The sequence below is a fragment of the Nocardiopsis sp. Huas11 genome (assembly GCF_003634495.1).
Classification (GTDB): domain Bacteria; phylum Actinomycetota; class Actinomycetes; order Streptosporangiales; family Streptosporangiaceae; genus Nocardiopsis.
On sequence record NZ_RBKY01000001.1, the window covers coordinates 2974595 to 2987058 of the forward strand.

Consider the following 12464-nt stretch of genomic DNA (forward strand, 5'->3'; position numbering starts at 1 on the left):
TCGGGGGTGCGGGCGCGCAGTCGGATCACGGAGCCTCCGTCGTTGATGTCCTCGATGATCAGGGGGAGTAGTCCGGAGAAGACGATCTTCAGGTCAGGAGTTCCTTGAGGCTTATTTATAAGCCTCGAAGTATCGGGTGAAGTAGTACAGGCCGATGATCACGGACAGGCCTCGCTGAACTTGACCAGCGGAGCGCGGTAGCGGGTCTGGGGCATACGCCAGTTCTTCAGATGGGCGAGGGCTCGTTCCACCGCGGCCGCGAGTACGGGCCTGGCGAGTCGCGGGACGAGGACACGCGGCCTCCGGCCCGGCTTGTGGTGTGGGTGGCACACGCCGACCGGCGGGACCGGTTCCTCGTCGAGCACTGGACGCTCCTGCGCGAGACACCGCACGGGGCCGTGGAGTTCCGCGAGCACGGCCAGCCCGACACCCTGCGCTCCGAGGAGATCGAACTCTACGTCTGCGAGCTGATCAACGCCCTGGACCGGGATCGCCGGATGGGGTTCCACAGCGGGGTCCGGGTGGCGTGGGGCCTGCCGCTGCCCCTCATCCGGGAGTTGCGCGCCGAACTGTGGCAGCAGGCCATCGCCCCCAGCGACGCCGTCGGCGACCAGCGCATGGGTGCTCGGGCCCAGGTCGTCTACCGGTTGGCCGAATTCATCGGGCGAAGGGATGGGTGGGCTGGTGTTGAGGAGGCCTGTGAGAGGAAGTGGGGACGGTTGTCCAGGATCGGCAGTGGCGCTCTCCTCGACGCGCACAGCGTGAACGGACATCCCGACCCACACGGCGCGAAGCAGGGCCTGTGCCTCATTGATGACAATGACCTGGCCATTTACGCGACCAGCTCGTGTTCAAACGAGAATTGGTTCCGCGATGTGAGTTCCGCTGTGACGGCCGGGGTGCCGGTGGTGATGTGGCGGTCGGATCACTACGGGCACCGTATTACGGACTCTTTGGGGACGGTGAGAGCAGATGCGAAAAACATGGTCCTGCTCGCACGAATTAGGAATTTACCCGTACTCTTGCATCATTTCCTAATGTCAGGGATCTACTTGTAATTATGTATCACTCCCGAATTCAGCCCGTGCGACGCGGAGAACCCGGGTATATCCAGGACAGCTTCGGTGTCTCCGTCATCTACCACGACTCACAACCTGTCAGTCCACCCGAAGCCAGGCCCCTGTCCGTCAGCAGCATCCAGTACCTCCCCGTTGGGAGCGGTTGGAAGGGCGATCGATGACCACATCCGCAGACTTGGGGCACATTGGTCCGATTTCGGGCGTTCCGGACTGGTGGCTCTTCCGTGGGAGCGGCCGACCCCGGCCGCATCTGGACCTGGGCGTGCAACTGCCGCCGCCACCGCCGTGGCGCGCGTTCGGCGGCGAACCGTGGATGGCGCCGCGGCCGGAGGACAAGGAGAGCGAACGCCTCCTGGGCGCCGTGCCCCCGGTGGACGCCGTCCCGCCGCAGGGGTCCGAACGCAGAACCCTCATCGACAAGGTCAACGCGAGTCTGCTGCTGCGCCGCCCGTTGCTTCTGGTGGGAGCTCCCGGCTCTGGCAAGCCCAGCCCCGCCCACCAGATCTTCCGCGAACAGGGCCTCGGGCGGGTCCTGCGGTGGTCGGTGAACAGCCGGTCCACGGTCACATCGGCCCTGTACGAGTACGACCCCCTCACCCAGGTCCACGATCTCAACCTGGAGAACGCCCGCCGACGCGCGTTCGGCACCGATGACCGCCGCTACGCCGAAGGGGGCGACGACGGCGCGCGCCTGCGCGACAGCGCGCGGTCCATCGGCCGCTACCTGCGCCTCGGTCCGCTGGGTACGGCCTTCTACGACCTCGCTGATGACCTGGTCGACTTGTTCGAGAACGGTGGTTACCGGATTCCGGAGCTGGCCAGGCTGGCCGGTGCCGCGGACACGATCGACGCGGGCACCGACGACCCGGACACGGTCGTCCCCGTCACGCGGGGACGAGTCGAGTGCTCGGCCTTTCCCGTGGTGGGGATCGCCTGCGGCAGCGCTCGCGAGCTGCCGCCGTCCTTCCTGCGCGCCTGTCTACCGGTACGGGTCGCGCCACCCGGTGAGGAGGAACTGACGTCGATCGTCGCCGGGCACTTCGGCGAGTACGCGCCTAACGTTGCCACCGACATCGTCCAGGAGTTCCTTCGGCTCGGGGCTGAGGGGGAACCGCCGGCCATCGACCAGTTGCTGAACGCGGTCCAGCTTGTCAGCGAGGTGAACAACGCCTCGTCCGCAACCAGCCCTGACCAGGTGCGGCACCTGTCGGAGATGCTCTGGCACCGACTCAGGGACGACCGGGGGGCTCCGGGCACGGTACGGAGGATCACGGAACGCGGGGGGCGTCCGGTCGGGCTCGGCTGTTCGGCGAGCCCGGTACGGCCAGTGCGACGGACCTGGCCGACGCCGTCTACCTCGTCACACTGTGCTCGGAGCGCGCGGGCCGGGAGGCACCGCCGGGCACGGGAAACGCGGGGGAAGCGTCGACGGGGGTCGGACCCGCCCCACGCGCGGAACCGGGTGCGGGTGAGGGACCTGTTCTGTGGACTCCACGCGGTCGTCCGGAACTGGTCGACCGACAGGCCCTGCTCGCCGCGCTTCGCCCTTTCCACCTCAGGGAAACCGGCGGGGCCAGGTGAGGAACTCGACCTCCGGGGCGTCGCCCGGGGATACGCCGCAGCTCTGCTGGAGAGTCGGTACCGGACACCTGAGGAGCGGACAGGAAGCGCTGTCGAGATCCCCGCCGCCACCAGGCCTGTCGAACGTCGGGTCACGGATGTGACACTGCTGGTCGACACGGGTGCGTCCATGGTCTTCCACCAGGGGGTGGTGGAGGGCTTCGTGCACCTGCTCCACCCCCGTCTGTGGCGCAGGAGCGGGCTAAGTCCGTTCCCAGCCCGGTTGCGGGCCCCGTGGGGCGCTCAGCCGGGGCACCCGAACACGCGGTACCTGGCGAAGGGCGCCGATGGTGCTCCGCTGCCCGAGGGGACCACGTTCCCAGTGTTCTCCCTGAAGGCGAACGCGCTCAGGGACTGGGCAGTCTTCGTGATGGGCCGGAACACAGAGGAGCTGTGGACCCCGGTGACAGTGTTCTCCGGCCGCATGGCCTCTCCAGTGCCTGAGGGAGAAGCCGTGGAGGACGCGGCGGCACTCGTCAGTGGGTTCCAGAGGACGGCCTCCCCCGAGACCTTCGAACTCGCCGTGGTGCTGGCGGCCGTCCCCCTGGAGCCGGAGCCGGTGCCGACGGAACTGGCGGAGTTCTTCTTCGGCGGACTGCTCGGTACCGAACCGACCGGAACGGAACCGCACGGGGAACCGGCGCCCGGTGCGGTGACGTGGGAGTTCCGCCCCGGTGTCAGGCGACGCCTGCTCGCCCTGGGAGGGCGCGTTCCGGAGATCGCCGAGGAGCTCGGCGACCTGCCGCTGGCGCTGAACCAGGCCGCGGTCTGGTTGAACGAGGTCGGATCTCGCTCCCGGCTTAGGGCTGCGCTAGCGTTCCTATGCAGTTAAGAGATCTTGCCAAAAACCCATGCCAAAATAAAGGATAATAATCATGCCCGAAAATAATGACCCAGCCAACAATGAAAACGAAAAGGAAGGCAATCCCATCACCCCTAGGGGAGGCCGTATCGTGCGCACTGCCGGAATCACCGCAGTGATTTTCGGAACCATGTACACCACCGCACACACCATCGCGATCGTCATCGAGGCGCTCGGTAGCTGTGGCCTGGGAGGCTAGCCTCCCAGGCCACAGCCGGTGAGGACGCTGCGCGTGTTCTGGTAGGAAGACACAGCGACCGCACCACTCCCTAAGGAGCGGGGGCGGGCCAGGCAACAACCTGGGTTCGCCCCCGAAACACAGGTTAAGGCGCTGCAGCAATGCGCCTAACAAGGCTCACACGCCATCAGCCTCACACAAAGTTCACACAGCCCTAAGACTCGCGCCTGTAGTTTTCCCTCGACCGAACGCAGATGCTAGGCGCGAAAGCGAGACTGATCATGACAAAGAAGCACCCGTACAGCTACGGACCGCTGGAACTCCCCCGGGGCGGAGCGTTCCTCGACGAGGAGAACGCCTACCCCCTCCTCGACCAGATCGAGGACCTGCTCTACCCGGTTCACCAGGGCCGTCCTGCGGTTGTGCCGCAGAAGGTCAAGATCCACCCGGAGATCGTCGCGCGGGTCAGCTCGGATGACTTGGCGGGGCCGCCGGTTTGGCTGGTGGACGAACAGGGGCATGAGGACGAGGTGTTGACACTGAAGCCTGAGGCCGCGGAGAGGATCCGCGAGGAGGTGCTCGCTCACGTCCGTCAGTGAGTAGCGACGGGGCCTGACCGATCCCGGGTTGCCCTCAACTTCTCCCGCCCTTGGGAGCGACCCTCAACCTTCAGCTGTCCGTTGCCGTTCTGCCCGTGCTTCTTCCCGGTGTCGGCGGATCAGGACTTCGATCTCGTCCACGCTCGGGCCGCCGGGGCGGTGCGCGGCGATGGCGGCTTCGCGGGGCGGCATGGAGTCGCGAGCGATGCGTCCGGCTCGAAGTGCTGCGCCAGCCGCGGCGGCGGCTTCGGGCCAGGGTTTGAGCACCACTGGTGTCCTTGGGTAGGTCTGCGAATCGAGCGTCGACTACCGCGTCAGGGCAGCCGTCAGTGAACGTGGTGAGCAAGTCCGTCTCGGCCTGGTCGACCGGTATAGCCTGTCACGAGGCGAGGTAGTCCGGGCCAAAACCGATGAAGAACAGCGGGGAAGCGATCGTTCGTGCACCTGCGTGCACCCCCGAACGGGGGTGTATGACGGGAACAGGGCGCGTCATCCAGGGCCCCGTGCACCCGCTGGTGCACCCGGAACGCGAAAACGGCCCCTGGCGTGCGAACGATGTTCGCAGGTCAGGGGCCGTTTTTCGAACGGAGCGGATGACGGGAATCGAACCCGCGTTATCAGCTTGGGAAGTCGATAATGCGATTCACGGCTGACCTCGCACTTAGTCTACCTGCGAGGACGCGACCCGTCTGCCCGCGATTCGCTGTGGTTCCCCGCTGTTGACCGCCCCGTGTGGCACGTATGTGGCACGCCTCGGATGGGATGAGGGCTGGTCCTGTCACCGGTTCGTTCACGCTCGCGCTCACCACGGCCCCAGTAACCCCAGGGGAGAGCAACCACGGTTTCGATCCCGCATGGGTTCTGGCGCGAACGGTCTGTACCCCCGCACGTCCTACATCGCGCCAGGTTCCATGCGGGCCCGGGGGGTCCAGGGGGCACGGCCCCTTGGTACCACCAGTCCTGACCGAGCCCGGTGATCGCGTGGGGTCGGTTCCTAGAGCTGTGCAGGCGTGGCCGCCGGCCGAGCGAGGGACCGGGCGGCAGCCCGCAGCCCTCGCCGGGCGGCGAGCCGCTGCGACGGCGCTCGCGCCGTCGCCTTGATCCCATACAGCCCAACTCGGCAAAGATTCCCTAGCCACTGAACCGTGGAAGCAAGTTGTGACAGGGCTCCCAAATTGACTGAATATCTTCTGGGAAGGCATAAGCCCATGTGGACACGAAGGCTCTTTGTACTACATGCTCGGAGAGAAAATCAAGATCTTCTCCTATTTGGGAGAAAACCAAGTGTCGCTCCCGATTGGTCATTGACCTTTCGATAATTACTTCTCGAACCCTTGCCTGCATAGGCGTGTCAAGCTGGAGTGCAACCGTAAGTTTCCCTAGAATGTTTCCTTCATCAATGTTCTCGATTATCTTTTCGAGAATGTATGCTTCTGGCATTACGCTTCCGGGTATGTATGCAACGTCGGAAACGCCGGTCTCAGGCTCAATTTTGGGAACGGATTGTGGTTCGTAGCCCGCTTCGCCATTCTTGTCTCCATCAAGCAGTGCGATTGCTGGAAACCTTCTGATCGGACTTTTGTTGTGATACCGCATTTGATCACGCGCATTTGCAGCGCCATTGAGTTGATGAATTTCAATACTGGCGCGGTCCAGGTTCCGCGAGCTCGTGTAAGCTCTCAGGGTCACATCAGCGACAAGCTCCCCGAAGGCATCCTCTGTAAATATCGCAAGCCTGGCGTCGATCTCTCCGGTTAGAGTGCGAAGGGTGGCCACGTCAAGTTTACCTTGGCTAACTTTCCCCCTGTATACTGCCCATACCGCATTTGTTGGCAATGGAGAAATAGCATCGTTTGAATGGGTAGTGAAGATTATTTGCGCGGACTTCCTGCGTGCCACATCAACCAGGTACTCGACGAGTCTCTGTGTTGCCACCGGGTGGAGTCCATTTTCCAGCTCTTCGATGAGAATTAGAGCACCAGGCTCTGCGGATTCAATTTTTGATACTATTCGGATGACACTTGCTTCGCCTGCACCGAAGTGAAACTCTGAGTAGCTCTCGTTGGCTGGTTCTCCCGTCTTTCCACTCCGTGCCGCAAAAATGGACACCTTTCCTTCTATGTCCGCGTCGATTTTTAGGTAGTTTGTTGCCTCTTTTCCGAGGATTCTTTCAACTGCTGTAATTACATCAGGGCTGAAGTTGGCTTCCGATACCCCTTCGAAGTCCCCGCTGATGCAACGGGATAGTTCTTTTCGTTCACTAGCAGGGAGGGTCCGAGTTACTCCGAATACAAGAACTTCACGCTCGACTGCATCGCGATTCCACTTAGCTTTTAGGTAGCTCGCAGTTCGCGATATCGTGGCGCTTGATTGGTTTTTATCAATTAGGTCATACTCAACGCGCCAGTTTTGCATGCTTTCATCGTATCTCCCGCTTTTTGCAAAGAACCTGCGGGGCTTAACGCCGCCATAGATGAGAGCTGCTGATCCGAGTACGGTGGTTTTTCCCGATCCGTTTGGACCAACTAGTGCGGTGACTGGGAAATCGAATGTGATCTCGGTTTCCCGAAATCCTCGTATCCTCATGAGTCGCATGCGGCTAAGGTAGTTCCTATATTGCCTCTTTTGAACCCTTTCGAAGAGTTTATCAATTTCGCTGTCCCGGATTTGTGTTTTCCTCATGGCTTTCCTTGCTGCTATCGCTTTGGGTGTTAGCTGGTCAGCATGACACGATCGATGCCTCGGGGGAAGATTTTGAAGGAAATACTGCCGAGAGTAGTCACGCTGGTGCTTTGCGTCCAGGTTTGGTGTCTGAAATATGTACAAATAGTATTAAATGTAGTTGTCTGCACTATGTGTGCGATGAGGATACTCTTGGTGGCTATTGAAGAAAGATTGTTGAGGCGTGGCCTGCTTTGTCTACCTTGGTTGCCATATCCCACGCTAGATCGAAACTCTGCACGTAAGTGGCGGACATCTCTGGAGAATTAACGCGATTGATGTCCATTACAGGCGACCTTGCGGCGGGTAGTCCGTATATGTGGTGGTTGACGAGGACTCTTTTCTCTGTGAGATAGATGGAGTTATAAAGGATAGTGGAATGTGTGCGTATCTCAACACTGTTGATGTCTAGTAACGCGCGGAAGAGTGCTAGAGCATTATCCGCTCTGGAGGCTAGCGCCTCGCCGATTCCTTCCTCTGTGCCGCGCCTTTTTATTGGCCGAGAGGTAGGGTCTCCAAGCAGGACACGTGTGCTAACACCCTGTCTTGCGCGAGTCCCCAAGAGTTCTATTATTCCTGCATCGTCGGCGAGAAAAAGGCCGCTGTAGACCAAGATGCCGATCTCTTGCTCTGCTGAGCTGAACAGATCCCACCACACTTCCCTGGGCACCTGCCAGCGGTGTGCGTAGACACGGTGCGCATGCTCCGACAGCGAAGTAGGGTCCTCGGCTGACTGGTCTTGGTCTGGCCACAGGCTGTGCTCTTCGATCTGGAGAAGTTCTGCCAGAGCCCAGCGATGCCGGGGGTAGGGCCGTTGGCCGGAGAGCCATCGGCGGACGGTCTTGGGGTCGACTCCGAGGTGAGCGGCTACGTCGGTCTCGGTGAGCTGGGACGCGGCCAGGGCGTTGCGCAGTGCAGCGTTCACGTCGCGGTGTCCTCCGGGGTACGGGAACCCGACGATAACAGAAGACGTCCCTAGACGTCCCCGTAGATGTCCGACACGTGGTACACATGCCCGCTCACTCAGAGCATCGTTTCCGCATGTGAGGGCCCGGCGCATCCTGCGATCCCGCTGGGCCGACCCGGACTGTTCCAGGGGACACCATGCGGAACCTGATCACCCACCTTCGGACACGCGGACCGGCAGAGCAGCGAACTGTCTCTCCCAGGGCGTGCGCCCGCCTGCCGTTCACTCCTCCGCCTCCGCCCAACGAGGTCAAACCACGGGCGAAGATCGTCCGCCCGTACGTCCTGCACGCGAAGAAGCCGCGGCCGGTCGACCGCTCGACCCTCGGTCTGCAACTCCTTCTGGAGATCTCCCGAGAGGCGGTTGCCGCATGAGCGTCCAATCTCCTCTCTGCGGTGAGGCCCGACTCGACGCCTCGGGGTTTCTGCGCACCTGCCAGCGGGACCCCGGCCACACCGGTCACCATGAGGACGCCCGGGGCGACCGTTGGGAACCGCCCGGCGTCGTCCTGGATCGGTTGCGCTGGAGGTGGAGCCGAAGCCATCGCATCGTGTGGACCGGCCGCTTCTGGGTGGCCACCGCCTACGACCGGCGCACTCCTCAGCCAACTGAAATCGAGTACAGCCCGGACGTCCTGGACGAGCGTCTGCGCACCCGTGGCAGTGTCCCCGCTGTTCCTTCGCCGAGGCGGCGGTCATGACTCACCATGACCGAATGCCCGAGGTGGACCCGATCCCGGACGGACTCACCGCCAGGGAACGGCGGGCTGTCGAGCGCCAGGGCGAGGTGATCGCTCTGCAACTGGAGCTGGGAGCGCCACCGCTGTGTGAGTCTGACTATGAGTACGGGGACTGTGTCTCGCCTCTGCCTTCGGAGCCGGATCTGCACGACCCTCGCCCATACTGATGTCCTGGAAACGTTGTCCTGATCGTGGACAAGGTTGATCGCCGTCCTGCCACGGAGGAACCCGCTTGAGCTCGCGTACCCATTGGGGGGCCTACCACCAGATCGCGGAGTCCCTGCGGTCCCGCATCGATAGTGGGGAGTTCGTGCCTGGGGGAGCCGTGCCCTCTGAGGCGGCCCTGGGGGAGGAGTTCGGTGTCGCGCGGAGCACTGTGCGTCGGGCTCTGGCCACCTTAGAGAAGGAGCGGCTGATCAAAGCTCTCCCGGGCACGGGGCGAGTCGTGTGCACCGCTGAGGAACGCGAAAGCGCCGGCGCTGACTCGGCGCCTCCGGCCCAGTACCGGCGCATCGCCTCCGACCTCAAGGAACGGATCACCAGCGGGGAACTGGCTCCCGGTGATGCCCTGCCCAGTGAGGCCGCGCTGGTCCGGGAGTACGGGGTCTCACGGGGCACGGCCCGTCAAGCCCTGTCCGAGCTGGAGGGGACTGGTCTCGTGGTCGCCGTGCACGGTAAGGGCCGGTTCGTTATGAGGGCCGAAACGACCGACGGCTAGCCTGGTACATGTGGGACATGTTCACTGGGCGCGGGATCTCGCGCGAGAACTGCTCGAACGACCGCTTCCCCGACGCTGGGCGCACTCCCAGGGGGTAGCGGAACAGGCGCGCTCCCTGCGGGCTCTGCTCGGTGATGCCGCCGACCTGGTGGAAGCCTCCGCCTGGCTGCACGACATCGGGTACTCACCGGACCTGGCGACCACGGGTTTTCACCCTCTCGACGGCGCCCGGTACCTCCGCGACGTCCAAAAGGCCGACGAGGGTCTGTGCTCCCTGGTGGCCTACCACTCCTGTGCGGTGGTCGAAGCTGAGGAACGCGGCTTGCTTGGGCCACTCAAGGCTGAGTTCGCCGCTCCTCCGGGTGATCTGTTGGACGCGCTTACCTACTCCGACATGACCACGGGGCCGGACGGCGTCCATCTGCCTGTTGAGCGTCGGCTGTCGGAGATCCTGGAGCGCTACGCGCCTGAGGATCTGGTCCACCGTTCCATCACGCGTTCCTCGCCGTTGCTGACGGCGTCGGTGCGGTCCGTTGAGCAGCGCTTGGCTGAAGTGGGTTGACCGTTCACCCGATGTGGGTGGGGCCTCCGCTGAGGAAGTGGTCCACGCGTAGGCGCATGGAGCGGTCCATCTGGTAGCCGCCCAGTTCGTCCTTGGGGACCCACACGACTTCCTTCGACTCGTCGCTCGGCGTGGGCTCGCCTTCGAGGGGGCGGGCGGTGAAGGCGATGGAGAACTCCTGCCGGGCCTCGCCGTCGCTCGTGTAGAAGATGATGTGCTTCGGGTCGCTATAGATCCCGGCGATCCCGGTGATCTCGCAGGTGATCCCGGTTTCCTCCAGGGTCTCCCGCACGGCGGCCTGGGGCACGGACTCGCCCAGGTCCACGGCGCCTCCGGGAACTGCCCAGTTGCCGTTGTCGGTGCGGCAGATCATCAGGACTTCGTCGCGCTCGTTGACGACGAACACGTTCACTGATGGGACGAGGCTGTTCGCGGCCGGCGCCTCGGGGTCGTCGTAGTAGTCGATCCGCTTGCTCATGGGTCTACTCTCGGATGTCGTTTGACCTGTTTGCGCAGACCCGGTTCACCTGTTCACGGACCAACTCAGGGGGAGCGCCGAGGTTGCGCAATATCTGAGCCGCCGGACCGTGGCCATCGTGGAGCAAACCGAGCAGCAGATGCTCCGCACCGATGTAGCTGTGCTGGAGCCCTATCGACTCGTGCAGGGACTGTTCCAACGCATTCTTGGTCTCCGGAGTGAAGCGCAGATAGCTCTTGAAGAGCCATCTGCTGCGGCCCCGGGCCCGGACCACCTCGGCCAGAACCCTGTCATGGTCGATCCCTTGAGGGGTCAGTACACGGGCGGCGAAGCCCTCACCCTCCCCAAGCAGTCCAAGCAGCAGGTGCTCGGGTCCGATCTGCTTGTGCTTAAGGCTTTTCGCCGCTTCCTGAGACAGGACGACCACACGTCGCGCCTCTGCGTTGAACAGCTCGAACATGGTCGTCACTCCTGGGTCATCAGTCGAGCGGGGTCGCCTGGCCCCACACCTTGTCGAAGCTCTCCAGGTAGGTGCTCATCATCTCGCCGCCGGGGATCTTGCGCAGGTGGAAGACCGGGGCCTGGGATGCCATCGCGCCGTAGACGTGTGTGTTCACGATCAACTGGTCATCAGCGCGGTAGAGCGAGTTGTACAGGGTCGTCCCGTGCAGGCGGAACTCCGTGCTCTCGACAGCGCGGAGCGACTTGTAGAGCACGATCACGTTCCGGATCTTGGATGCCAACAGGTCGTCCAATCCCTCGTCCCTGCCGCGCTGGGCCACGGCCTCGCTCTCCGGGTCGCCGAGCAGGATGCGCACGCGGACCCCGGCCTTGGCCTTGTCCGACAGGAGCTTGATCATGCTCGGGTCGTCGGCGAGGAAGAATCCGCTGAACACCAGGATCGAGATGTCCTGCTGGGCGGCCTCGAAGATGCGCTTCCACAGATCCGCGGGGACGCTCCACCGGTGCGGGTAGAGCTCCACGATCTCGCTCTGTGAAGCGGCCTTGCTCTGCTCCGGGGACAGGGCCTCCGGCCAGATGTAGGTCTCCTCCACGCCGAGGAACGAGGCAGCCGAGAACCGGTGGCGCCGGTAGGGCGTGCGGCCCTGGGTGATCCAGCGCTCCACGCTCTTGGCATCGACACCGATCGCCTCGGCCAGTTCGGCCGGCGTGGCCCCGCGCTGGAGCAGCGCGGCTCGCAACCTCTCGTTCGGCATGTACCCCGGGGGTTCGCTGGATGTCTAGGGACGCGCTCACATTATCGAGACGTCCTGAACACGTCCAGCCATGTAGTGATCTCGTCCCGTCCTGCCAGGGGACAGTGGTCACAGTCACCGAACCCCCGGTGACAGCGGACTCAACAACCAACCCCGACCCCATCCGCTGGCCACTGGTCCATCACTTAGATACATGCTATACATGTATCGAAGTTGGCCGAGTGATCGCCTAGCGATCACCAACAAGGGCCGTGAACTGCGAAAACCATGAGAAGAGGACTGCCGATATGGCTATTCAGGGTGCGTTGCCGGTCGCGTTCGGGACGGTGTTCCCGCACGGTGCCTTCGCGCTGGGCGTGGAGGCGATCACGGACTTCGAGACCAAGCGTCCGCAGATGGACAAGGACACCGGCCTGCCGCTGTGGGCGGTGGACGTGATCGACGCCGACCCCGAAGCGCGGGGCAAGGCCAAGTCGGTCAAGGTCAAGGTCGCCGCCGAAGTCTGCCCGACCCTGCCCGACGAGGTTCCCGGTTTGCCGTTCCGGCCGATCGAGTTCGAGGCGATGGCGGTCATGCCCTACATCGACGACAACGGCCGACGCCCCCGGGTGGCGTACTCACTGCGGGCGCGTGGTGTGAAGGCTCCCGGTGGTGCTGCTGGCGGTCGCCGTGCCCCGGCCAAGGAAGCCGCCTGACCCGCACATGAGTCGGGGCGGCCTGGTGC

General features: G+C 63.3%; 12 protein-coding genes. 7 read left to right on the top strand and 5 right to left on the bottom strand.

The window, feature by feature from the left end:
- Positions 1-230 precede the first annotated feature (230 nt).
- The 4 genes from DFP74_RS13420 to DFP74_RS13430 all read left to right on the top strand — a co-directional run bounded on the left by DFP74_RS13420 (position 231) and on the right by DFP74_RS13430 (position 4338).
- Positions 231-1058 (top strand): hypothetical protein, encoded by an 828-nt coding sequence (locus DFP74_RS13420; RefSeq protein WP_121182009.1) that lies wholly within the window; start codon positions 231-233, stop codon positions 1056-1058.
- A 283-nt stretch (positions 1059-1341) separates the two neighbouring features.
- Complete coding sequence (locus DFP74_RS34335) at positions 1342-3531, top strand: hypothetical protein (protein WP_233570966.1); 2190 nt, start codon at positions 1342-1344, stop codon at positions 3529-3531.
- A gap of 43 nt (positions 3532-3574) precedes the next feature.
- On the top strand, positions 3575-3760 hold the full coding sequence (locus DFP74_RS33305; protein ID WP_147453867.1) for a hypothetical protein: 186 nt from the start codon (positions 3575-3577) through the stop codon (positions 3758-3760).
- A gap of 260 nt (positions 3761-4020) precedes the next feature.
- The gene (locus DFP74_RS13430; protein ID WP_147453868.1) at positions 4021-4338 is read left to right on the top strand and encodes a hypothetical protein; all 318 of its coding nucleotides are present in this window, start codon (positions 4021-4023) and stop codon (positions 4336-4338) included.
- 1131 nt (positions 4339-5469) lie between these two features.
- Here DFP74_RS13430 and DFP74_RS13435 read toward each other — a convergent pair.
- Positions 5470-7020, bottom strand: coding sequence for an ATP-dependent endonuclease (locus DFP74_RS13435; protein WP_121188233.1), 1551 nt, complete (start codon positions 7018-7020; stop codon positions 5470-5472).
- Positions 7021-7219: 199 nt separating this feature from the next.
- On the bottom strand, positions 7220-7984 hold the full coding sequence (locus tag DFP74_RS13440) for an XRE family transcriptional regulator (protein ID WP_233570967.1): 765 nt from the start codon (positions 7982-7984) through the stop codon (positions 7220-7222).
- A 1013-nt stretch (positions 7985-8997) separates the two neighbouring features.
- Here DFP74_RS13440 and DFP74_RS13450 point away from each other — a divergent pair.
- Both DFP74_RS13450 and DFP74_RS13455 read left to right on the top strand, forming a co-directional pair.
- Complete coding sequence (locus DFP74_RS13450; protein ID WP_121182012.1) at positions 8998-9483, top strand: GntR family transcriptional regulator; 486 nt, start codon at positions 8998-9000, stop codon at positions 9481-9483.
- Between the two features lie 49 nt (positions 9484-9532).
- A complete protein-coding gene (locus DFP74_RS13455; RefSeq protein ID WP_121188235.1) occupies positions 9533-10045 on the top strand; it encodes an HD domain-containing protein in 513 nt (170 codons plus the stop codon).
- Between the two features lie 4 nt (positions 10046-10049).
- On the opposite strand, the gene DFP74_RS13460 is transcribed toward DFP74_RS13455, so the two are convergent.
- Genes DFP74_RS13460 through DFP74_RS13470 form a run of 3 tightly spaced genes read right to left on the bottom strand, consistent with a single transcriptional unit; the run spans position 10050 to position 11740 of the window.
- A complete protein-coding gene (locus tag DFP74_RS13460; protein WP_121182013.1) occupies positions 10050-10523 on the bottom strand; it encodes an NUDIX hydrolase in 474 nt (157 codons plus the stop codon).
- Positions 10524-10527: 4 nt separating this feature from the next.
- Positions 10528-10983, bottom strand: a complete 456-nt coding sequence (locus DFP74_RS13465; RefSeq protein ID WP_121182014.1) for a Clp protease N-terminal domain-containing protein — start codon at positions 10981-10983, stop codon at positions 10528-10530.
- A 19-nt stretch (positions 10984-11002) separates the two neighbouring features.
- On the bottom strand, positions 11003-11740 hold the full coding sequence (locus DFP74_RS13470) for an XRE family transcriptional regulator (RefSeq protein ID WP_121182015.1): 738 nt from the start codon (positions 11738-11740) through the stop codon (positions 11003-11005).
- 287 nt (positions 11741-12027) lie between these two features.
- On the opposite strand from DFP74_RS13470, the gene DFP74_RS13475 reads away from it, so the two are divergent.
- The gene (locus DFP74_RS13475) at positions 12028-12435 is read left to right on the top strand and encodes a plasmid replication, integration and excision activator (protein WP_121182016.1); all 408 of its coding nucleotides are present in this window, start codon (positions 12028-12030) and stop codon (positions 12433-12435) included.
- Positions 12436-12464: the final 29 nt, after the last annotated feature.

What these genes read in the sequence shown, in the direction of transcription:
- DFP74_RS13420 (WP_121182009.1), top strand. Translation starts at nt 231, where the DNA reads ATGGGCGAGGGCTCGTTCCACCGCGGCCGCGAGTACGGGCCTGGCGAG.
- DFP74_RS33305 (WP_147453867.1), top strand. Translation starts at nt 3,575, where the DNA reads ATGCCCGAAAATAATGACCCAGCCAACAATGAAAACGAAAAGGAAGGC.
- DFP74_RS13430 (WP_147453868.1), top strand. Translation starts at nt 4,021, where the DNA reads ATGACAAAGAAGCACCCGTACAGCTACGGACCGCTGGAACTCCCCCGG.
- DFP74_RS13435 (WP_121188233.1), bottom strand. Translation starts at nt 7,020, where the DNA reads ATGAGGAAAACACAAATCCGGGACAGCGAAATTGATAAACTCTTCGAA.
- DFP74_RS13460 (WP_121182013.1), bottom strand. Translation starts at nt 10,523, where the DNA reads ATGAGCAAGCGGATCGACTACTACGACGACCCCGAGGCGCCGGCCGCG.
- DFP74_RS13465 (WP_121182014.1), bottom strand. Translation starts at nt 10,983, where the DNA reads ATGTTCGAGCTGTTCAACGCAGAGGCGCGACGTGTGGTCGTCCTGTCT.
- DFP74_RS13470 (WP_121182015.1), bottom strand. Translation starts at nt 11,740, where the DNA reads ATGCCGAACGAGAGGTTGCGAGCCGCGCTGCTCCAGCGCGGGGCCACG.
- DFP74_RS13475 (WP_121182016.1), top strand. Translation starts at nt 12,028, where the DNA reads ATGGCTATTCAGGGTGCGTTGCCGGTCGCGTTCGGGACGGTGTTCCCG.